21 protein-coding genes are annotated in these 19018 nt (G+C 69.9%); 13 read left to right on the forward strand and 8 right to left on the reverse strand.

The genetic code is table 11. From position 1 onward, the window contains the following. The first annotated feature begins 3 nt into the window (after window positions 1-3). Window positions 4-2097 carry an ATP-binding protein gene (locus tag ACK4ZD_RS04630; RefSeq protein WP_409659261.1) on the forward strand — a complete coding sequence of 698 codons (2094 nt, stop codon included), beginning with the start codon at window positions 4-6 and terminating at the stop codon, window positions 2095-2097. 9 nt (window positions 2098-2106) lie between these two features. Here ACK4ZD_RS04630 and lplT read toward each other — a convergent pair whose 3' ends face one another. Beyond that, window positions 2107-3384, reverse strand: a complete 1278-nt coding sequence (lplT, locus tag ACK4ZD_RS04635) for a lysophospholipid transporter LplT (protein ID WP_409659263.1) — start codon at window positions 3382-3384, stop codon at window positions 2107-2109. 224 nt (window positions 3385-3608) lie between these two features. On the opposite strand from lplT, the gene alr reads away from it, so the two are divergent. Next, window positions 3609-4739 carry an alanine racemase gene (alr, locus tag ACK4ZD_RS04640; RefSeq protein ID WP_409659265.1) on the forward strand — a complete coding sequence of 377 codons (1131 nt, stop codon included), beginning with the start codon at window positions 3609-3611 and terminating at the stop codon, window positions 4737-4739. Window positions 4740-4746: 7 nt separating this feature from the next. On the opposite strand, the gene ACK4ZD_RS04645 is transcribed toward alr, so the two are convergent. From ACK4ZD_RS04645 to ACK4ZD_RS04655, 3 genes are read right to left on the reverse strand one after another with little or no spacing between them, the layout of a single operon-like run. Further along, the gene (locus ACK4ZD_RS04645) at window positions 4747-5076 is read right to left on the reverse strand and encodes an AzlD domain-containing protein (protein WP_409659266.1); all 330 of its coding nucleotides are present in this window, start codon (window positions 5074-5076) and stop codon (window positions 4747-4749) included. Window positions 5077-5086: 10 nt separating this feature from the next. Then, window positions 5087-5782: an AzlC family ABC transporter permease gene (locus tag ACK4ZD_RS04650; protein ID WP_409659268.1), complete on the reverse strand. Its 696-nt coding sequence runs from the start codon at window positions 5780-5782 to the stop codon at window positions 5087-5089. Next, window positions 5779-7776, reverse strand: a complete 1998-nt coding sequence (locus tag ACK4ZD_RS04655; protein WP_409659270.1) for a helix-turn-helix domain-containing protein — start codon at window positions 7774-7776, stop codon at window positions 5779-5781. The genes ACK4ZD_RS04650 and ACK4ZD_RS04655 overlap by 4 nt, the downstream gene beginning before the upstream one ends. Before the next feature lie 137 nt (window positions 7777-7913). On the opposite strand from ACK4ZD_RS04655, the gene ACK4ZD_RS04660 reads away from it, so the two are divergent. From ACK4ZD_RS04660 to ACK4ZD_RS04690, 7 genes are all read left to right on the forward strand, one after another. Further along, window positions 7914-8975, forward strand: a complete 1062-nt coding sequence (locus ACK4ZD_RS04660) for a calcium/sodium antiporter (RefSeq protein ID WP_409659272.1) — start codon at window positions 7914-7916, stop codon at window positions 8973-8975. Between the two features lie 17 nt (window positions 8976-8992). Next, the gene (locus ACK4ZD_RS04665) at window positions 8993-9472 is read left to right on the forward strand and encodes an acyl-CoA thioesterase (protein ID WP_409659274.1); all 480 of its coding nucleotides are present in this window, start codon (window positions 8993-8995) and stop codon (window positions 9470-9472) included. Between the two features lie 12 nt (window positions 9473-9484). Then, on the forward strand, window positions 9485-9856 hold the full coding sequence (locus ACK4ZD_RS04670) for a hypothetical protein (RefSeq protein ID WP_409659276.1): 372 nt from the start codon (window positions 9485-9487) through the stop codon (window positions 9854-9856). A gap of 25 nt (window positions 9857-9881) precedes the next feature. After that, a complete protein-coding gene (gene radA, locus ACK4ZD_RS04675) occupies window positions 9882-11249 on the forward strand; it encodes a DNA repair protein RadA (protein WP_409659278.1) in 1368 nt (455 codons plus the stop codon). A gap of 61 nt (window positions 11250-11310) precedes the next feature. Next, window positions 11311-11715, forward strand: a complete 405-nt coding sequence (locus tag ACK4ZD_RS04680) for a hypothetical protein (protein ID WP_409659280.1) — start codon at window positions 11311-11313, stop codon at window positions 11713-11715. A 37-nt stretch (window positions 11716-11752) separates the two neighbouring features. Next, window positions 11753-12676, forward strand: coding sequence for a branched-chain amino acid transaminase (locus ACK4ZD_RS04685; protein WP_409659282.1), 924 nt, complete (start codon window positions 11753-11755; stop codon window positions 12674-12676). A gap of 11 nt (window positions 12677-12687) precedes the next feature. Then, on the forward strand, window positions 12688-12894 hold the full coding sequence (locus ACK4ZD_RS04690) for a zinc-finger domain-containing protein (RefSeq protein ID WP_409659284.1): 207 nt from the start codon (window positions 12688-12690) through the stop codon (window positions 12892-12894). A 189-nt stretch (window positions 12895-13083) separates the two neighbouring features. Here the strand turns inward: ACK4ZD_RS04690 and ACK4ZD_RS04695 are convergent, their stop codons facing one another. The 4 genes from ACK4ZD_RS04695 to ACK4ZD_RS04710 form a co-directional block, all read right to left on the reverse strand. Next, complete coding sequence (locus ACK4ZD_RS04695) at window positions 13084-13812, reverse strand: mobilization protein (protein ID WP_409659285.1); 729 nt, start codon at window positions 13810-13812, stop codon at window positions 13084-13086. Window positions 13813-13916: 104 nt separating this feature from the next. Next, window positions 13917-14462 (reverse strand): DUF3455 domain-containing protein, encoded by a 546-nt coding sequence (locus ACK4ZD_RS04700; protein ID WP_409659287.1) that lies wholly within the window; start codon window positions 14460-14462, stop codon window positions 13917-13919. 134 nt (window positions 14463-14596) lie between these two features. Further along, a complete protein-coding gene (locus ACK4ZD_RS04705; protein WP_409659289.1) occupies window positions 14597-15277 on the reverse strand; it encodes an anti-sigma factor domain-containing protein in 681 nt (226 codons plus the stop codon). Next, window positions 15274-15900 carry a sigma-70 family RNA polymerase sigma factor gene (locus tag ACK4ZD_RS04710; RefSeq protein ID WP_409659291.1) on the reverse strand — a complete coding sequence of 209 codons (627 nt, stop codon included), beginning with the start codon at window positions 15898-15900 and terminating at the stop codon, window positions 15274-15276. Before ACK4ZD_RS04710 ends, ACK4ZD_RS04705 begins: the two co-directional genes overlap by 4 nt. 71 nt (window positions 15901-15971) lie before the next feature. On the opposite strand from ACK4ZD_RS04710, the gene purU reads away from it, so the two are divergent. From purU to ACK4ZD_RS04730, 4 genes are read left to right on the forward strand one after another with little or no spacing between them, the layout of a single operon-like run. Further along, window positions 15972-16856 (forward strand): formyltetrahydrofolate deformylase, encoded by an 885-nt coding sequence (purU, locus tag ACK4ZD_RS04715; protein WP_409659293.1) that lies wholly within the window; start codon window positions 15972-15974, stop codon window positions 16854-16856. A gap of 15 nt (window positions 16857-16871) precedes the next feature. Next, a complete protein-coding gene (locus tag ACK4ZD_RS04720) occupies window positions 16872-17309 on the forward strand; it encodes a YybH family protein (protein ID WP_409659295.1) in 438 nt (145 codons plus the stop codon). Between the two features lie 28 nt (window positions 17310-17337). Next, window positions 17338-18333, forward strand: coding sequence for a YheT family hydrolase (locus ACK4ZD_RS04725; protein ID WP_409659297.1), 996 nt, complete (start codon window positions 17338-17340; stop codon window positions 18331-18333). 14 nt (window positions 18334-18347) lie between these two features. Beyond that, window positions 18348-18908, forward strand: a complete 561-nt coding sequence (locus ACK4ZD_RS04730) for a DUF2946 family protein (protein WP_409659299.1) — start codon at window positions 18348-18350, stop codon at window positions 18906-18908. The last annotated feature ends 110 nt before the right edge of the window (window positions 18909-19018 follow it).

The following is a 19018-nucleotide window of genomic DNA, read 5'->3' on the forward strand; positions in this document are numbered from 1 at the left end:
CGCTTGTCCGCCTTCCGCCGGGTCGACGACTCCGCCGCCACCGTCTACGTGGGCCTGGGCCTCGACGAGGTTCTCGCCCCGTGGCGCGAGCGGCTGGTCTTCCAGGTGGCGATCGGCGCCCTGGCGATGTCCGTGTTCTTCGGGGCCTCGGTGCTGGTGCTGAACCATGTCGCTCGACGCGAACAGTGGCACCGCCAACGCTCCCAGCGGCTGCGCGACATCGCCGAAGCCTCCGCCCGGCTGGTGCGCGCCCCCACGGTCGAGGCGCTGCTCCAGCAGGCCGGCGAGGTGGCGCGCCGGCTGTTCGGGGCCCCTGCGGCCCGGGCCAGCCTCGCCGCCCGCGAGAGCGCCGGCATCAGCCCGCTGAGCGTCGTGAGCGGTTCACAGGCCTGCGCCGAACAGGCCGGTGCGTCGGACCCGCCCGCCGGCCTGGCCGTGCCCCTGGTGGGACAGGACGGCCACCCCCTCGGCCGGCTCGAACTGGCCGACAAGCCCGACGGCGCGTTCACGGCGGACGACCACAACGAACTGATGCAACTGGCCAGCGTGGCCGGTGCGGCGCTGGAGAACCTGCTGTCGTCCCGGGAGCGCGAGGCCGCGATGGCGCAGACCCAGGCGGCGCAGGCGCGCATCGAAACCATCCTGTCCTCGATCTCCGACGCCGTCTATGCGCTCGATCCCGACTGGCGCTTCGTCTACCTGAACGACGAGGCGCAGCGGCTGCTGCAGCGCCGCCGCGAGGATCTGCTCGGCCGCAACGTCTGGGAGGCCTTTCCCGAGGCGCGCGAGACCGTGCTGCACACCGAATACCAGCGCGCGCGCGCCCACAAAGTGTCGGTGAGCTTCGAGTTCTTCTATCCCCCGCTGGAGACCTGGTTCTCGGTGCGCGCCTTCCCCCATGACGAAGGACTGACCGTGTACTTCCAGGACATCACCCAGCGCGTCGAGACCGAAGCCCGGCTGCGCCAGGCCCAGAAGATGGACGCCCTGGGCCAGCTCACCGGCGGTGTGGCCCACGACTTCAACAACCTGCTCACCGTCATCCTCGGGGCCGTCGATGCCCTGGACGAACAGCTCGCCGCCGGCCCCGACAGCATGCGCCCCCACGTCGCGATGATCCGCCAGGCCGGCGAACGCGCCGCCGCCCTCACCCACCGGCTGCTGGCCTTTGCGCGCAAACAGCCGCTCGATCCGCGGCAGACCCAGATCAACGAGCTGCTGGCCGACTTCGAGCCGCTGCTGCGGCGCACGCTGGGCGAGCACATCGACATCGAGTTCGTGCGCGGCAGCGGGCTGTGGAAGGCCCTGGTCGATCCCAACGAACTGCAGAACGCCATCCTCAACCTCGCGATCAATGCCCGCGACGCCATGCCTGGCGGCGGCCGGCTGACCATCGAGACGGCCAACATGTCCGTCGCTCGCGACTATGCCGAGATCCACGGCATCCAGCCGGGCCAGTACGTGCTCGTGGCCGTCTCCGACACCGGCCCGGGCATGCCGCCCGAGGTCGTGGCGCGGGCCTTCGACCCCTTCTTCACCACCAAGCCGGCCGGCCAGGGCTCGGGCCTGGGGTTGTCGATGGTCTATGGCTTCGCACGCCAGTCCGGTGGCCATGTGAAGATCTACAGCGAGCCCGGCCACGGCACCACGGTCAAGCTCTACCTGCCGCGCGCCGATGCCGCCACCGAGGCCGACTACCGGCGCGTCGAACGCGCCGCGCTGGCCCCGGGTCACGAACACGTGCTGCTCGTGGAAGACGACGACCTGGTGCGCCTGGTGGCCGTCGCCAGCCTGGAAAAGCTCGGCTACCGCGCCACCGTGTGCAGCAACGGCCACGAAGCGATCGAGCAACTGCGGCATGGCCCGCACTTCGACCTGTTGCTCACCGACGTGGTCCTGGCCGGTGGCCTCTCGGGCAAGGAGGTGGCCGCCGTCGCCGCGCAACTGCGCCCCGGCCTGAAGGTGTTGTACATGTCGGGCTACACCGAGAACGCCATCGTGCACCACGGCCGGCTCGATCGCGGCGTGCACCTGCTGAGCAAGCCCTTTCGCATCGACGAACTCGGTCGCAAGCTGCGCGAGGTGCTCGACGGCTGAGCTCCCTGCTCAGTGCCGGTCGCTGCGCGCGATCTCCAGCAGGTGCTCGACCTCCCCGGCATGGTGGCGCAGGTTGTGGGCATGCCAGCGCCCGATCAACCACATCGTGCCGGCCACCACCAGACCGAAGGCCGTGATCGCGCCGAAGGCCGACAGGCCCACCTTGGTCATCACGGTGTAGAAGGCCCCCAGGCCCAGGATGCAGGCCTGCTCGTTGAAGTTCTGCACGGCGATCGAGCGGCCCGCGCCCATCAGGTTGTGGCCGCGGTGCTGCAACAGCGCATTCATCGGCACCACCAGGAAGCCTCCCAGTCCGCCCAACAGAACGAGGAAGGGTGCGGCCACCCAGACGTTGTCGATGAAGTTCATGCCGATCACCAGCACCCCCATCGCGATGCCCAGCGGGATGACCCGCGTGGCCAGATCCAGGCGCATCCAGACCGACGCCACCACCGCGCCCGCGGCCGTGCCCACCGCCACCACCCCCACCAATGACGAGGCCTGGGTCGTGGTGTAGCCCAGCGCCGCCGCCGCCCAGGCCAGCACGATGTAGCGCAGATTGCCCGAGACGCCCCAGAACAGCGTGGTGGTGGACAGCGAAATCTGGCCCAGCCGGTCGCGCCATAGCCGCCGGTTGCAGGTGCGGAAGTCGCGCAGCATCTCCATCGGCGAGGCCGGCAGGGGCTGCAGCGTCGCGCTGGTGCGCGGGATGAAGAGATTGAACACCGCCGCCACCACGTAGATCCAGATGATGGTGGCGATGGCCGCGTCCGGCGCGCTGGCGATGCCCGTGTCGAACCCGGGCACGTCGATCGACAGCAGCCAGGGCCCCAGCACCGGCCCGACGAGCTGGCCGCCCAACAGCACCCCCAGGATGATGGAGGCGATCGTCAGGCCTTCGATCCAGCCGTTGGCCTTGACCAGTTGCGACGGCGGCAGCAATTCAGTGAGGATGCCATATTTGGCCGGCGAGTAGGCGGCCGCGCCCAGCCCCACGATGGCATAAGCCCACAGCGGGTGGGTGCCGAACAGCATCATCAGGCAACCCACCACCTTGATGCTGTTGGAGACGAACATCACCTTGCCCTTGGGCAGGAAGTCGGCAAACGCCCCCACGAAGGGCGCCAGCACCACATAAAACAGCGCGAACATCGGCACCAAGGCCGCGCGCTGCCATTCACCGGCGCCCGACAGCAGCAGGAGTTCCACCGCCGCGACGAACAAGGCGTTGTCGGCCAGCGAGCTGAAGAACTGCGCCGACATGATGGTGTAGAAGCCTTTTTTCATTCGCTGGGCTCGCTGGGCGCCGGCTTCCGGGCTGCGTGAAATCCTTGAGACTGCGGGCAACGGACGCTTCCTCGGGGCCGGAAGCGCCCGGGTTTATAGCATGCGGTGACGACCCTGCCGTGGCCGGAAAACCCGTGAAAGCTTCGACCGGGACGGCCAAGCATCGCATCCGATGCGACGGTGCGGCTGGCAGAATCGTCCGATCGCCCCCGGAACCCGCGGCCATGCCCCGTCCCATCGAAGCCCTGATCCACCCCGACGCCCTCGCCCGCAACCTGCAGCGCGCCCGTGCCGCTGCCCCTGACGCCAAGGTCTGGGCCATCGTCAAGGCCAATGCCTACGGCCACGGCATCGAACGCGCCTATGCCGGACTGCAAGGTGCCGACGGCTTCGCGCTGCTCGACATCGCCGAGGCCGAGCGCGTGCGCGCCCTGGGCTGGCGCGGCCCCATCCTGCTGCTGGAAGGCTGCTTCGAGGCCCGCGACCTGGAAGCCTGCTCGCGCCTGAACCTGTGGCACGTGGTGCACACCGAGCAGCAAATCGACTGGCTGGCCACACACAAGACCACCTGGCCGCACCGGGTCTTCCTCAAGTTCAACTCCGGCATGAACCGGCTGGGCTTCCAGCGAGACGCCTTCCGCACCGCCTGGATGCGCCTGAGCGGCCTGACCCAGGTGGACGAGATTTCCCTGATGACGCATTTCGCCGACGCCGACGGCGACCGCGGCATCGCTCACCAGGTGGCCGCCTTCCAGGCCGCCACCGCCGACCTGCCGGGCGAGCGCTCGCTCAGCAACAGCGCCGCCACCCTGCGCTATGCCGGCGACCATCCCGAGGTGCGCGCCGACTGGGTGCGCCCGGGCATCATGGTCTACGGCTCGGCCCCCGACTTCCCCGCCCACACCGCCCGTCACTGGGGCCTGCTGCCCACCATGACCCTGCGATCCCGCCTGATCGCCACCCAGTCCCTGCAGGCCGGTGATACCGTCGGTTACGGCAGCACCTTCACCGCCCCCCAGCCGATGCGCATTGGCGTGGTCGCTTGCGGCTATGCCGACGGCTATCCGCGCCACTGCGGCACCGGCACCCCGGTGCTGGTGGACGGCGTGCTCACCCGGGTGGTGGGCCGCGTGTCCATGGACATGCTCACCGTGGACCTCACCCCCGTGGAACAGGCCGGCCGCCACGCCGGCCTCGGCGCCGAGGTCACCCTCTGGGGCCAGGGCCCGCACGGCAGCCTGCTGCCCATCGACGAGGTGGCCCTGGCGGCCAACACCGTGGCCTATGAATTGATGTGTGCGCTTGCACCGCGTGTGCCCGTGACGGTGCGCGACCTGTGGCCCCCGGCGGGCTGATCCGGCGCTACACGCCGTCGCCCATCCACAACATCAGCGCATACACCGCCGTGCCCAGCAGCGTGGGGGCGGCCACCCCCGCGCGCAGGCGCTGGATCAGGATCACGGCCCCCAGGGCCACGGCAACCGGCAGGGCGCGGCCGGTGCCGCCGGCGCCCCCCAGCAGGGACGCCAGCGAGGCGGCCAGCAGGGCCGCAATGGCCGCCGGGCCGATGGCCGAGGACCATCGGCCGATCCGAGGCGAGCCAGCGCTGCTGCGCCGCAGCCCCCACCAGAACGGCAAGGCACGCAACAGGAAGGTGCCCAGCCCGCAGGCCAGCACCGTCAACAGCAGCATCCCCCCGGCCTCACGCATCGCCGGGCTCCGCCTGCAACCACTGGAAGGCCGCGCCGGCCAGCATGCCGGCCGGGATGGCCACATGGGCCGGGCCCAGGGCCAGGCCCAGCAGCGTGACGCCGGCCGCCCCCCACAGCGCGACCGAGCGTCCGCGCACTCCCATCTGCAGCAGCAGCGACAGGAACAGCGCCGGCAGCACGAAGGCCAGGGCCTCGCGCAGCAGCGGCACCCGGTCGACCAGTTCAGCGCCCGTGGCCGCCCCCAGCCAGGTGCCGGCAATCCAAGCGCCGTAGGCCCCCGCCTGCAGGCCGGCCAGCCAGCCGGCACGCTGCGGCGGGTCCAGGCCGGGCAGACGCGCCGCCGCGCAGGCGAAGACCTCGTCGGTCAGGCCGAAGGCCAGCGTCGGGGGAACCCGGGTCGGACGGGCTTGTGCGAGCTGCTCGGCCACCACCCGGCCGTAGAGCAGGTGGCGGGCGTTGAGCAGCCAGATCGTGGGCACCACCGCCAGCGGGCCGCCCCCGGAAGCCACCAGGGACACCAGCACGAACTGGCTGGCCCCGGCGAACACGATGGCCGAGATGGCCACCGCCCACGAGGCGTCCAGGCCCATCTGCACGGCCGCCAGCCCGAAGGAAAAGGCCACGGGCCCGTAGCCGGCCGCGATCGCCAGGCTGTCGCCCAGACCGCGCAGCACGCCCCCCTTCATGCCCCACCCGGTTTGGTGAAGGTGAACACATGGGTGCCCCCGCCCCATTCGTCGTGCCCGTCGGTCGCGAACACCCGCCGGTGGCGCACGAGCTCCAAGCCGGCCAGGGCGGCCAGTCCGGCGAAGCGCCGCGCGAAGGTCTTGCGCTCGACCTCGTAGTCGAAACCCGCGACCATGGCCTGCAGCTCCAGCCAGTAAAAACGCACGAAGGCCCCCAGCTCGTGCTCGGGCTGCTCACGCACACCCGAGTCGCACAGCCGCGCATACAACTGTCGGCACAGGCTCACCGCCTGGCCGCAGTGGCCCTCGGTGGCCGCCACCCAGGCCATCAGGAGGGTGCGCCGGAAGTCCCGGTACCGCCAAGTGTCACCCCCGGCCTGCGCCCCCGAAGGCTCGCCCACCCAGGCCATGCTGGCCAACAGGTAGGCGCCGTGGTGGCGCACCAAGGCGCGGTGACGCTCCTCGACGCTGCTGAACTCGGGCAGGAACTCGTCGGCCACCACCAGCAGCCCGCCGGGCTGCAGCAGGGCCGCCGCCTTCTGCAGCATGAAAGCGGTGTTGAAGTGGTGCGAGGCCCCGAAGGAGGTGATCAGCGGCGTCTCCTCGGGCGGCAGCTCCAGTTCCAAGAAACCGCCGTGATGCGGCTCGATGCCCTCGACGCCCTGCGTGTTGCGGCGCAGACAGGCGTAGGCCGCCTCGTCGGGCTCGACGGCCAGAAAGCGGCCCTGCGGGTGCAGCTCGCGCAGCATCAGCAAAGGCAGGCCGGGGCCACTGCCCACATCCACGGCCTGCCACCGCGGCAGCGGCGGCGCGAAGCTGGCGATGTCCTGCGCCGCGGCCACCACCTGACGGGCGTAGGCCGGATGCAGCAGCTCGAAGGCGTCGTAGTGTTCGACGTCGATGCGACTGGAAAACGGCCCCGACCCGCCGGACGGGCGCCGCGGCGTCGCCGCACGCGCCTGACGCAAGGGGCGCGGCAAGGCCCGGTGTCCGCGCTGCAGCAGCACCTCGGTCGCCAGGCCGCTGAGCACCCAGCTCGGGCCGTCCAGGTGGCCTGCGACTTCGGCCTGCTCCTCTTGGGTCAAGGGGGTGAAGGGCGATTCGGCCAACCGGGCCAGCCGCGTGCAGGCCTGTGCCAGCGGCTGGCGCGACCAGGGGGCCGGGGCATGGGTGTGTGCAAAAGCCCCCGGCAGGGGCATGGGCACGATGCCGGCAAACGGCCCCTGGGCATCCTCCTCCACCAACCAAAGCACCGGCCAGCGCCAGGGGCCGGCGGCCCTCTCGCGCAGCAGGCCCGCCAGCGTCTGAACACCGTCGCGACCGGGCAGCGGCTCGCCGCGCAGGCGCAGCAATCGCGCCCCCAGGCCGTTGGACACCTCCAGCAAAGCCCGCTCCAGTGCGCCGCGCACCCCGTCCCAGCCCGCGGCATCCCGCGGCCATTCCAGGTAGAGCGTCGAGGCGCTGCCCGTGTAGGCCTTGGGCGGGTATTCGATCACCACCAGCGCCCGGCCGCCCTGCTCGGTGGCCGCATAGACATGGGGCACGTCGGCATCAAAGGCATGGGTGTCGCCCGAGCGCACCATGCGCGGCCGGTCGGCCGGGCCCACCAGCAACGCCCCCGCGAGCACCGTGACGCGCTCCTTGACCCCTTCGGGATGGGGGGCAGACTCCTTGCGGCACCCCGGCAGCAGCTCGATGGCATAGACCTCGATTTCGGGATCGTCGCGGGATTGTTCGATCAATCGAACGGTCACCCCCGGTCCCGACACCTCGGCGCCCTCGCTGGAGGGCGCCTCGACCAGCAGCCCGAAGGGCACCCCCAGAGCGTTGGCGATGGCCCACAGCGTCTCGATCGTGGGGTTGCCCTCCCCGTTTTCGAGCTGGGACAGCGTGGACTTGGCCACGCCGCTGCGTTCGGACAGGCCGGCCAGCGTGAGCCCGCGCTGGTCTCGGTACCGCTGCAGGTTGCGACCGATCGCCGAGACGGTGCCCATGGAGATCCTCCCTGAGAGGTGTCGGTGTGGCGTTCATTATATCGAACAAAGCGGCACACACCCTCGCGCGCTCCCCGCCTCCGTTCTCGCAGCCCGAGCGCTTCATGGCACGATGACGCCCGGCAAAGGAGGTGTGCATGTCCATCGTCTTGTTCCTCGCCGGGCTGGTGGCCCTCGTGGTCGGCGCCGAAGCCCTGGTGCGCGGCGCCTCGCGCCTGTCGCTGTCCTGGGGCGTCTCGCCGCTGGTGGTGGGGCTGACCGTCGTGGCCTTCGGCACCAGCGCCCCCGAGATGGCCGTCTCGGTCGGCGCGGCCGCCAGCGGCGCCACTGACATGGCCGTGGGCAATGCACTGGGCAGCAACATCTTCAACGTGCTGTTCATCCTGGGGGCCGCCGCCCTGATCACGCCGCTGGCCGTGCATGTGCAGGTCATTCGCCAGGAGGTGCCGATGATGCTGGCCGCCGGCCTGATGCTGGTGGTGATGGCCCTGGACGGCGCCGTCTCCCGGCCCGAGGCGGCCTTGCTGCTGGCGCTGATGGTGGGCTACACGGTCTTCCTGATCGTGCAGGCGCGCCGCGCGCCGGCGCAGGACCAAGGCGAGTTCGCCGCCGAGGCTCCCGCCAGCCACTGGGACCGGCATTGGAGCGTGCAGACGCTGCTGGTGCTGGGCGGCTTGGCCCTGCTGGTACTGGGCTCGCGCTGGCTCGTGCAGGCAGCCACCGCCTTTGCCACGGCCCTGGGCGTGAGCGACGTGATCATCGGCCTGACCATCGTGGCGGCCGGCACCTCGCTGCCGGAGGTGGCGGCCTCGATCACCGCCTCGCTGCGCGGCCAGCGCGACATCGCCGTGGGCAATGTCGTGGGCAGCAACCTCTTCAACATCCTGGGCTGCCTGGGCCTGGCGGGCGTCGTGGCCGAGGGCGGCCTGCCCATCCCCGAGGCCGTGCTGAACTTCGACCTGTGGGTGATGATGGCCGCGATGCTGGCGTGCCTGCCGATTTTCATGACCGGCCGCGAGATCGCGCGCTGGGAGGGCGGCATCCTGCTGGCCTACTATGGAGCCTACACGGCCTACCTCATCCTGGCAGCCCAGCACCATGCCGCCCTGGCCGCCTATTCCACCGTCATGATGAGCTTCGTGCTCCCGCTGACCATCGTCACCCTGGCGGTGATGGTGGTGCAGCGCAAACCCCACTGACCGCCCCCACCCGCCGCATGGACCTGCCCAGCCACCAACTGTCGATGACCGTGCTGATGACGCCGGACATGGCCAACTTCTCCGGCAATGTCCACGGTGGCACCATCCTCAAGCTGCTCGACCAGGTGGCCTACGCCTGCGCCAGCCGCTACGCCGGGCGCTACGTGGTCACGCTCTCGGTGGACCAGGTGATGTTCCGGCAGCCCATCCACGTGGGCGAGCTCGTCACCTTCCTCGCCTCGGTGAATCACACGGGGAACTCCTCGATGGAGATCGGCATCAAGGTGGTGACGGAGAACATCCGCACCCAGGTCGTGCGCCACGCCAACAGCTGCTTCTTCACGATGGTGGCGGTGGACGACGAGGGCCGGCCCACGCCGGTGCCCCCGTTCACCCCGACCACGCCCGACGAGAAGCGTCGCTTCGAGGCCGCCTTGCTGCGCAAGCAGTTGCGCCGGGAGCTGGAGCAGCGCCACCTGGGCATCAAGAACGCCTGACCGGAGCTTGCGATGGCCTTTCCCTGGATCGCCGCCTTCAAGATCATCCCCTGGAAGGATGTGATCGAAGCCACGCCGGCCGTCGTGCGCGGAGCCCGGCAGCTGTGGAACAAGGTGCGCCAGGATGAATCCGCGCAACAGGCGGCCACGGCCGGCCCGGCGGCCGACGCGGGTTCGCCCGAGGCCCGCCTCGCCCAGCTCGAACAGCGCGTGGCCGAAATGGGGCGCGAGGCCGTGGCTTCCAGCGAGCTGATCCAGGCCCTGGCCCAGCACAACGAACGCCTGGTGGCGGCAGTCGAGACCCTGCGAGTGCGCACCCGGGTGCTGATGTGGGTGAGCGCGCTGCTGGCCGGCGCGGTGCTGGCCCTGTTCGTGCTGAACTGAGCGCCGGGGGCCACAATCGCCCCCCATGGCCAAGGACAAGACGATCTACACCTGCCGCGAGTGCGGCGGCAGCACCCCGAAATGGCTGGGCAAGTGCCCCCACTGCGGCGCCTGGAACACACTGGAGGAGACCGTCGCGGCCAGCGCCTCGACCTCGAAGAACCGCTTCCAGTCCTGGGCCCAGGCTGCGCCGGTCACCACTTTGGCCGAGATCGAGGCCAGCGATGTGGAGCGCACGCCCACCGGCCTGGAGGAACTCGACCGCGTGCTGGGCGGCGGTATCGTCGAAGGCGGGGTGGTGCTGATCGGCGGCGACCCGGGCATCGGTAAATCGACCCTGCTGCTGCAGGCGCTCGATGCCCTGTCTCGGACGCTGCCCACGTTGTATGTGACCGGCGAGGAAAGCGGTGCCCAGGTGGCCCTGCGCGCCCGACGCCTGGGGCTCGATGCCTCGAAGGTGCGCGTGCAGGCCGAAACCCAGCTCGAGAAGATCCTCGCCACGCTGGCGGCCGAGCAACCCGCCATCGCGGTGATCGACTCCATCCAGACGCTGTACTCCGAGCAGCTCAGCTCGGCGCCCGGCTCGGTGGCGCAGGTGCGTGAATGCGCCGCCCACCTCACCCGCACCGCCAAGGCCAGCGGCACGGCCATCGTGCTGGTGGGCCATGTCACCAAGGAAGGGGCCCTGGCCGGCCCGCGCGTGCTCGAGCACATGGTGGACACCGTGCTGTACTTCGAGGGCGACACCCATTCCAGCTTCCGCCTCGTGCGCGCCATCAAGAACCGCTTTGGCGCCGTCAACGAGATCGGCGTGTTTGCGATGACCGAGCGTGGCCTCAAGGGGGTGGCCAACCCCAGCGCCATCTTCCTATCCACCCACAGCGCGCCGGTGGCGGGCTCGTGCGTGCTGGTCACCCTCGAAGGCACGCGCCCCATGCTGGTGGAGGTGCAGGCCCTGGTCGACAGCTCGCCCATTCCCAGCCCACGGCGGCTGTCGGTGGGCCTGGAGCCCAACCGCCTGGCCATGCTGCTGGCGGTGATGCACCGCCACGCCGGCATCGCCTGCTTCGATCAGGACGTCTTCGTCAACGCCGTGGGCGGCGTGCGCATCACCGAGCCGGCAGCCGACCTGGCCGTGATGCTGGCCATCCAGAGTTCCTTGCGCGGCAAGGCGCTGCCGCGCGGCTTCCTCACCTTCGGCGAGGTGGGCCTGGCCGGCGAGGTGCGCCCGGCGCCACGCGGGCAGGAACGGCTGAAGGAAGCCGCCAAGCTCGGGTTTTCCGTGGCCATCGTGCCCAAGGCCAATGCGCCCAAGAAGCCCATCGAGGGGCTGACCCTCCACCCGGTCGAACGCGTCGAGCAGGCCATCGACCTGGTGCGCACCATCGTCTGAGCTGCCGTGCTGAAGACATGACGTATCTGAACCCGTCCGCCGGGCCGATAGACTCTCAGCCATGAACCCCTGGATCGGCTGGGGCCTGGCGGCCCTGTTCACCCTGCTCGCATGGCAGCAGTACGGCTGGCAAGGCCTGCTCTTTGCCTTTTCGGCCATCACCTTCTGGCTGCTGCTGCAGTTCAACAAGGCCGTGCGCGTGATGCGCCAGGCCGGCCATGCCCCCATCGGCCATATCGACAGCGCCGTGATGCTCAACGCCAGGCTGCAGCCGGGCCTGCCCATGCTGAAGATCGTGATGCTGACGCGCAGCCTGGGCGAGAAAGTGGGCGACGACCCGGAAGCCTACCGCTGGACCGACCCGGGCGGCTCGCATGTCACGCTGGAGCTGCGCGGCGGCAAGCTCGTGCGCTGGACGCTGTGGCGCCCCGAAGTGGCCGGGCAGGACGCGCCGCCGGCCCCGTAAAATCGCCGCTTTACCCCGTTTCCCCAAGGAGCCTTGCATGGGCATGGAAGACCGCGACGGCAAGATCTGGATGGATGGCCGGCTGGTGGACTGGCGCGACGCCAAGATCCATGTACTGACCCACACGCTGCATTACGGCTGCGGCGCCTTCGAGGGCGTGCGCGCCTACAACACGGACAAGGGCACGGCCATCTTCCGCCTGCGCGAGCACACCGAGCGCCTGTTCAACAGCGCGAAGATCCTGCGCATGAAGATCCCCTACACCGTCGAGCAGGTGATGGAGGCACACAAAGAGGTCGTGCGCGCCAACCAGCTCGAGAGCTGCTACATCCGCCCGCTGACCTGGATCGGCTCGGAAAAGCTGGGCGTGAGCCCCAAGGGCAATACCATCCACCTGATGATCGCCGCTTGGGCCTGGGGCGCCTACCTCGGCGAGGAAGGCTTGAAGCGCGGCATCCGCGTCAAGACCAGCAGCTACACCCGCCACCACGTCAACATCACGATGACGCAGGCCAAGACGGTGAGCAACTACACCAACTCGATCCTGGCCAATATGGAGGCCACCGACGACGGCTACGACGAGGCCCTGCTGCTCGACTCGGCCGGCTTCGTCTCCGAGGGTGCAGGCGAGAACCTGTTCATCGTCAAGAACGGGGTGCTGTACACCCCCGACCTGTCGGCCGGCGCCCTCAACGGCATCACGCGCAACACCATCTTCGCGATCTGCCAGGATCTGGGCCTGAAGCTCATCGAAAAACGCATCACCCGCGACGAGGTCTACATCGCCGACGAGGCCTTCTTCACCGGCACGGCCGCCGAGGTGACGCCCATCCGCGAGCTCGACCGCATCGAGATCGGCGCAGGCTCGCGCGGGCCCATCACCGAGAAGATCCAGTCGGCCTTCTTCGACATCGTCAATGGCCGCAACCCCAAGTACGCCGAATGGCTGACCCTGGTCTGAGGACACCGGCGATGAGCAGCAAACCCATCGACGTCGTCGAGCTGTCGGCCCGGGATCTTCAGGGTCACGGTGTGGCGTTCTGCCCCAACCCGAAGATGCCCTTGTGGAGCGCCCATCCCAAGGTCTACATCGACGTGGCTACCACCGGCGAGGGCAAGTGCCCCTATTGCGGCACGGTCTACCGGCTCCAAGCCGGCGAGAAGGTTCACGGCCACTGAACCGCTCGGTGCGTGGCGCACACCCGCCCGCACAGGAACCCGACACCTGGGGCGGCGTCGCCTCGGCCTGCCGCCGCCGCACCGCTCGGTGCGGCCAGCTCAGCCTAGACCCGGCAGTTGGGCGCGAACTTCCGCAACGACAAGCCGCGCTGCACGCGGCAGGCGAGCGGTCAACTGTCGGATCCAGGCTCAGATTTTGAGGGTGTCGAGCTCGGCATAGACGTGGTTCATCCACAGCTTCAGGCGCTGGCGCTCCATCAGGCCCAGGCTGCTGCCATCGCCGCCGCTGGTGTTGCGCGCGGCCCAGAAACTCATGTTGGCTGCGTCGATCTTCTGAGCCACCGAATCGTGCAGCCGGCGGATGGTGATGTGCCGCGCCCCCAGGGCGATCGCGCGCTCCAGCTCGCCCGAGCTTTCGAGTTGACTGAAGTCGTCGCCGCGCAACTGATTGAGCACCAGCACGTACTGCAGCCGGCGGCCGAAGCGGTCGAGCAGCCGCTTGAGCAGGTCCACCGAGTCCTTGCCGGCATCCATGACGTGCCAGTAATGAAGCGCCAGGTCAGAGACGTCGGCCAAGTCCAGCACGCCGGACTCGTCCATCCACTTCACCAACGGCGCATGCGTCTGCGCGGCCAGATCGACCAGCACGCGCCGGCCGGGGTGATCGATGGCCGATTCGATGATGGCGTCCAGTGCCTCGTAGCGCTCGACCGTCATCGGCGAGGCATAGCCGGCGTAAAAGCGCATGAAGGTGCCATGCGAGCGGTCGGTGTCGAAGCCGACGAAGGGCAGGTTGTGGTCGATGAAGTACTGGGCCAGCAGGCGCGAGACGAGGGACTTGCCCACGCCGCCTTTCTCGCCACCCACGAGGTGGATGATGGATTTGGGAGCAACCTCCAGGGTCGGGATCTGCGTCATGCGGTCGATCTCCTTGCGGTCAGTACCGGGCTCGGCCAGGGCCGGGCCACTGGCCGATTGTGCCTGCCGTTCAGGGACGGATCATGCCAGCACGACGCGCCCGCCTACTGGCGGTAGAAGACGTAGTCAGCCTGGTAGGGCACTTGGCGCCGTTCGCCCTGGTTGGCCGCCGCGCACGGGGCCGAGGGGGCCACGCCGCCGCGGGTGTTCAAGCGCTGGATGTGGGAGGTGCCCTGCATCACGCCCATGCCCATCGCGGGATCGGCCTTGACGAGCTGCAGCGGGATGTCGCCCGGGCCCGCTGGAGCCACGGCAAGCTGTTTGCCCGTCACCTTCGAGCCGTCGTTGGCCTCCCAGGTCGGGCCGCCGTAGTACTTGCCCACCACCTTGCGCTGCATGTCGTAGAGCGTGGCCACGGGGGTCACGAAGACCCATTCGAACTGGCCAGCCGCACCAGCCTTGGCCCGGCATTCGTAGGTGATCTCGCCAATGCCCACGGTGTGCATCGTCTGCTGCGCGCCCGCGGGCACGCGGATCTCGGGCGGCAGGCTCATGTTGTCGACCCGCGTGCTCGTCATGGGCGCGGGGGTCATCGATCCGCAGGCAGCCAGGCTGAGCGAGGCCAGGGACAGCAGGACAGTCTTGTGCATGGAAGGCTCCGATCGGTAAGACAGACGGGAAAAAGGCCGCGCATGGACGCCGCCATGTCGGCTTGCGTCCTATACGCAAGCGACGGCCTTTCGGATGCAAGGCCCCCGAGCGGGCCGCGCGGGGCGACGCCCCCTCAAAGCGACAGGCGACCGGTGTAGAGAATGGGCCCGGTGGGTGCGCCGGTGGGCGAGCCGCCCGGCGGCTCCAGGCTGACCGCCAGCGCCGCGGTGGCCGGCAGCTCCAGCCGACGCTGCAACACCGTGGGCCGGTCGGACTGAATCAGCCCCAGCGAGCGCGGCGCCCCTTGACCAGGCACGGCCCACAGTTCCAACACACGCCCGGCATCGACCTGCACAGCCGCCAGCGGCCGCACGACCAGACTGCGGCCATCGGCGCTGAGGCTGGCGACGAAGGTGTTGACCCCTTCCGGAGCAGCCAGCACCACCACCACCGGCGGCGGCATCGGCGTGGGCTGCACGAGCAGCACGGCCATCACCACGGCCGCCGCGGTGGCCAGCACCGACCAGCCGCGCCAGAAGGCCAGCGCGCCCCACGGGCTGCGCCGCGCCGGGGCGGCCGCCGCCGTACCGTCCAGCCGGGCCTCGATGGCGCGCCAGACCCGCTCGGACGGGGCCACCGGCGGCACCACCTCAGACAGGGGCTGCAGCCGGTCCTGCCAGCGCGCCACCGCCTCGCGCAGCATCGGGTGGGCCCCCATCAGCGTCTCGAAGCGCCGGCGTGCCCCGCCGCGCAGCGTGCCCAGCACGTACTCGGCCGCCAGCCGGTCGGCCACCTCGGGGCGCAGCGCGATCATGCGAGCCCTCCCGGTGCCAGACGCTCCAGGCAGACCTTGAGCGACTGCAGCGCCCGGCGGATCCAGGACTTCACCGAGCCCAGCGGCTGGCCCATCTGCTCGGCCACCTCGCTGTGCGACAGCCCCTGGTAGTAGGCCAGTGCCAGGCTGTGCTGCTGCTCGGGCGACAGCCCCCCGAGACAGCGCTGCAGCAGCCGCGCCTCGACGGCGCGCTGCAGCAGCTCGGCCGGGCCGGGGTGGGGATCGGGATGCTCGTCGTACACGTCGCGGTGGTCCTGCTCGTCGTCGGAGGCACCCTCATCGCTGAAGCGGGGGCGGGCCTGGGCCCGCCGCAAGCTGTCGATGGCACGGTGGCGGGCAATGCTGGTCAGCCACGTCAGCGGCTGGCTGCGCGCGGCATCGAAGCTGCCCGCCGCCTTCCAGACGGCCAGGTAGACCTCCTGCAGCACGTCCTCGGCCTGGGTGCGTTCCCCGGTGATACGCAGGATCACGCCCAACAGATGCGACGCGGTGAGCCGGTACAACTGCGCAAAGGCGGCCCGGCGGCCCAGCGCGGTCTCGGCCAGCAGGCGGCCCAGCTCCTGGCTGCGCTCACTCCAGTGGGAATCCGGCGGGGCGGTCATGGCGGCGCATTGTGCCGCGGCAGGCCGCCGGCGTACAGCCTCCGTACAATCGGCGGGGTCCGAAAGCCAACATGAACACTTCCCAGGAATTCATCCTCACCCTGTCCTGCCAGGACACCAAGGGCGTGGTCTACGCGGTCTCGGGCCTGCTCTACCAGGCCGGCTGCAACATCCTCGACTCCCAGCAGTTCGGCGACGTGCAAAGCCCCGACGGCACGGGCCTGTTCTTCATGCGGGTGCATTTCGAGGCGCCTGAGCACTTGGCCGACGTGGCCACGCTGACCAAGCTCTTCGCGCATGTGCGCCAGCAGTTCGGCATGCAGGCGTCCTTCCACGCCCTGTCGCGCAGGCCGCGCGTGCTGATCATGGTCAGCCGGCACGGCCACTGCCTGAACGACCTGCTGTTTCGCCGCCAGTCGGGCCAGCTCAACATCGACGTGCCCGCCATCGTGTCCAACCACCCCGATTTCGCGGAGTTGGCCGCCAGCTACGGCGTTCCCTTCCACCATCTGCCCCTGCCCACCGGCGCCTCGGCCGAGGCCAAGCGTGCGCAGGAGCGCCAGGTGGAGCGGCTCGTCACCGAGCATGACGTCGACCTGGTCGTGCTGGCGCGATACATGCAGATCCTCAGCCCCGAGTTCTGCGAGTTCCTCAAGGGCCGCGCCATCAACATCCACCACAGCTTCCTGCCCAGCTTCAAGGGTGCCAAGCCTTACTACCAGGCCCACGACCGTGGCGTGAAGCTGATCGGCGCGACCGCCCACTACGTCACCGCCGACCTCGACGAAGGCCCCATCATCGAGCAGGACGTGGAGCGTGTGGACCACACGCTCAGCCCCGAGGATTTCACCGCCGTGGGCCGCGACGTCGAATGCGTGGTGCTGGCCCGTGCGGTGCGCTGGCATGTGGAGCACCGCGTGCTGCTCAACGGCCACAAGACCATCGTCTTCAAGTAAGCCAGGACAGCCTCCATGCCCCGCCCGCTCGCGCCCCTGGCCTCCCCCGACGACACCGAGGCCCAGTTCTACGAGGCCCTGCAGCAAGGCGACATCGACAAGCTGATGGCCGTGTGGGCCGATGATGACGAGGTTGTGTGCATCCATCCCGGCGGGCCGCGGCTGGTGGGGCTGGGCGCCATCCGTGCCCAGTTCGAGGCCATGTTCGCCCATGGCAGCATCCAGGCCCAACCCGAGCGCGTGCGGCGCGTGCACACGCACGACAGCGCGGTGCACAGCGTGGTCGAGCAGGTGCGCGTGATGACCGAGGACGGCCCGCGCTCGGCCCATGTGATCGCCACCAACGTCTACGTGAAGACGGCCCAGGGCTGGCGCATGGTCTGCCACCATGCGAGCCCCGGCACGCCGCGCGAGCCCGCCGAGGTCTCCGAGGCGCCCACCACGCTGCACTAGGGCCTGTTGACGCGATTGGGAGCCTCACGTGATCGAGTACCGTGCTCCGCGCTGGCTGGCCGGCCCGGGCCCGGTCGGCGGCAACGTCCAGACGATCTGGCCTGCGCTGTTCTCGCGCCGCTTCCTTGGGCCACGGCCCGTCTATACGCGCGAACGCTGGACCACGCCGGACGCCGACTTCATCGATGTCGACCGCCTGGCCTGGGCGGCCGAGGCCCCGTCCGCCGACGCGCCCCTGCTCGTGCTCTTCCACGGCCTGGAAGGCTCCTCGCGCAGCCACTATGCCGAGGCCTTTGCCCACCGCGCCCGGCAACTGCGCTGGCACTACGCAGTGCCGCACTTCCGCGGCTGCTCGGGCGAACTCAACCTGGCCCCGCGGGCCTACCACTCGGGCGACCATGAGGAGGTGGGCTGGATCCTGCAGCGCCTGCGCGCCGCCCACCGCGGCCCGATGCTGGCCGTGGGCATCTCGCTGGGCGGCAATGCCCTGCTGCGCTGGGCCGAGGAGGCCGGCGAGACGGCGGCACGGACCGTGCGCGCCGTGTGCGCCATCAGCTCGCCGCTGGACCTGGCCGCCGGCGGAGCGGCCATCGGCCGCGGCTTCAACCGGCTCGTCTACACGCGCATGTTCCTGCGCACGATGAAGCCCAAGGCCCTGCGCAAGCTCGCCCAGCACCCCGGGCTCTTCGACCGCGAGCGCCTGCTGGCTGCGCGCGACCTCTACGAGTTCGACAACGTCTTCACCGCACCGCTGCACGGCTTTCGCAACACCGAGGACTACTGGTCGCGCGCCTCGTCCAAGCCCCATCTGCACCGCATCCGCGTGAGCGCCCTGGTGCTCAATGCCCGCAACGACCCGTTCGTGCCGGCCGCCAGCCTGCCCCGGCCCCACGAGGTGGGGGCCTTCGTGACGCTGTGGCAGCCGCTGCATGGTGGCCACGTCGGCTTCCCGGCCGGGATGCTGCCCGGCCACGTGATGACCCTGCCGCAGGCGGTGACGGGCTGGCTGCGCGAGCAGCTTTGAACGATCATGGCGCCATGGACGAGATCGTCAAGGCCGCGCTGAAGAAATGGCCCAACGTGCCCGCCTGCCGCGGCTGGCTGGCGCTGGACGCCCGTGGCCAGTGGTACATGCGCGACGAGCGCATCCAGGCCGCCGGCCCCTTCCCGCAGGTCAAGGGCAGCCGCATCACACACGACAAGCTGCGCGAGTTCATCCACCGCAACTACGAGGCCGACGAGCGGGGTCAGTGGTATTTTCAGAACGGGCCCCAGCGGGTCTATGTGGAACTCGAGTCCACGCCCTGGGTGTGGCGAGTGCGCAGCCGCGGCCCGGGCCAGCCGCCCGCGGTGAGCAGCCACACGGGGCGGGACGTGGCCGAGGTGCGCGAAAGCCTCCTCGACGAGGCCGGCCGGCTCTACCTCGTCACCGACCTGGGCCCGGGCCTGGTGCACAGCCAGGACATGCACGATGCCGCCCAGGCGATCGAGGAGGGCTGGTGGCAGCCGCAGGACGTGCGCGCCGCCGACCTGCCCGGCCGCTACGGCTACGTGCTCAGCCCCCAGGCCGCCGAAGCCTCCTTGCGGGCATCGGGATAGGGGCCGATCATCGCTGATCGGGCCCCTCCCACACCACCCGGCATGCGGGGCCGCACCGGGCGGTTCGAGAAGTTGAGGTCAGGAGAATCGTGGGACTCCCAGGCGGTCGA

Source organism: Caldimonas sp., assembly GCF_046291045.1.
Lineage (GTDB): Bacteria > Pseudomonadota > Gammaproteobacteria > Burkholderiales > Burkholderiaceae_C > Caldimonas.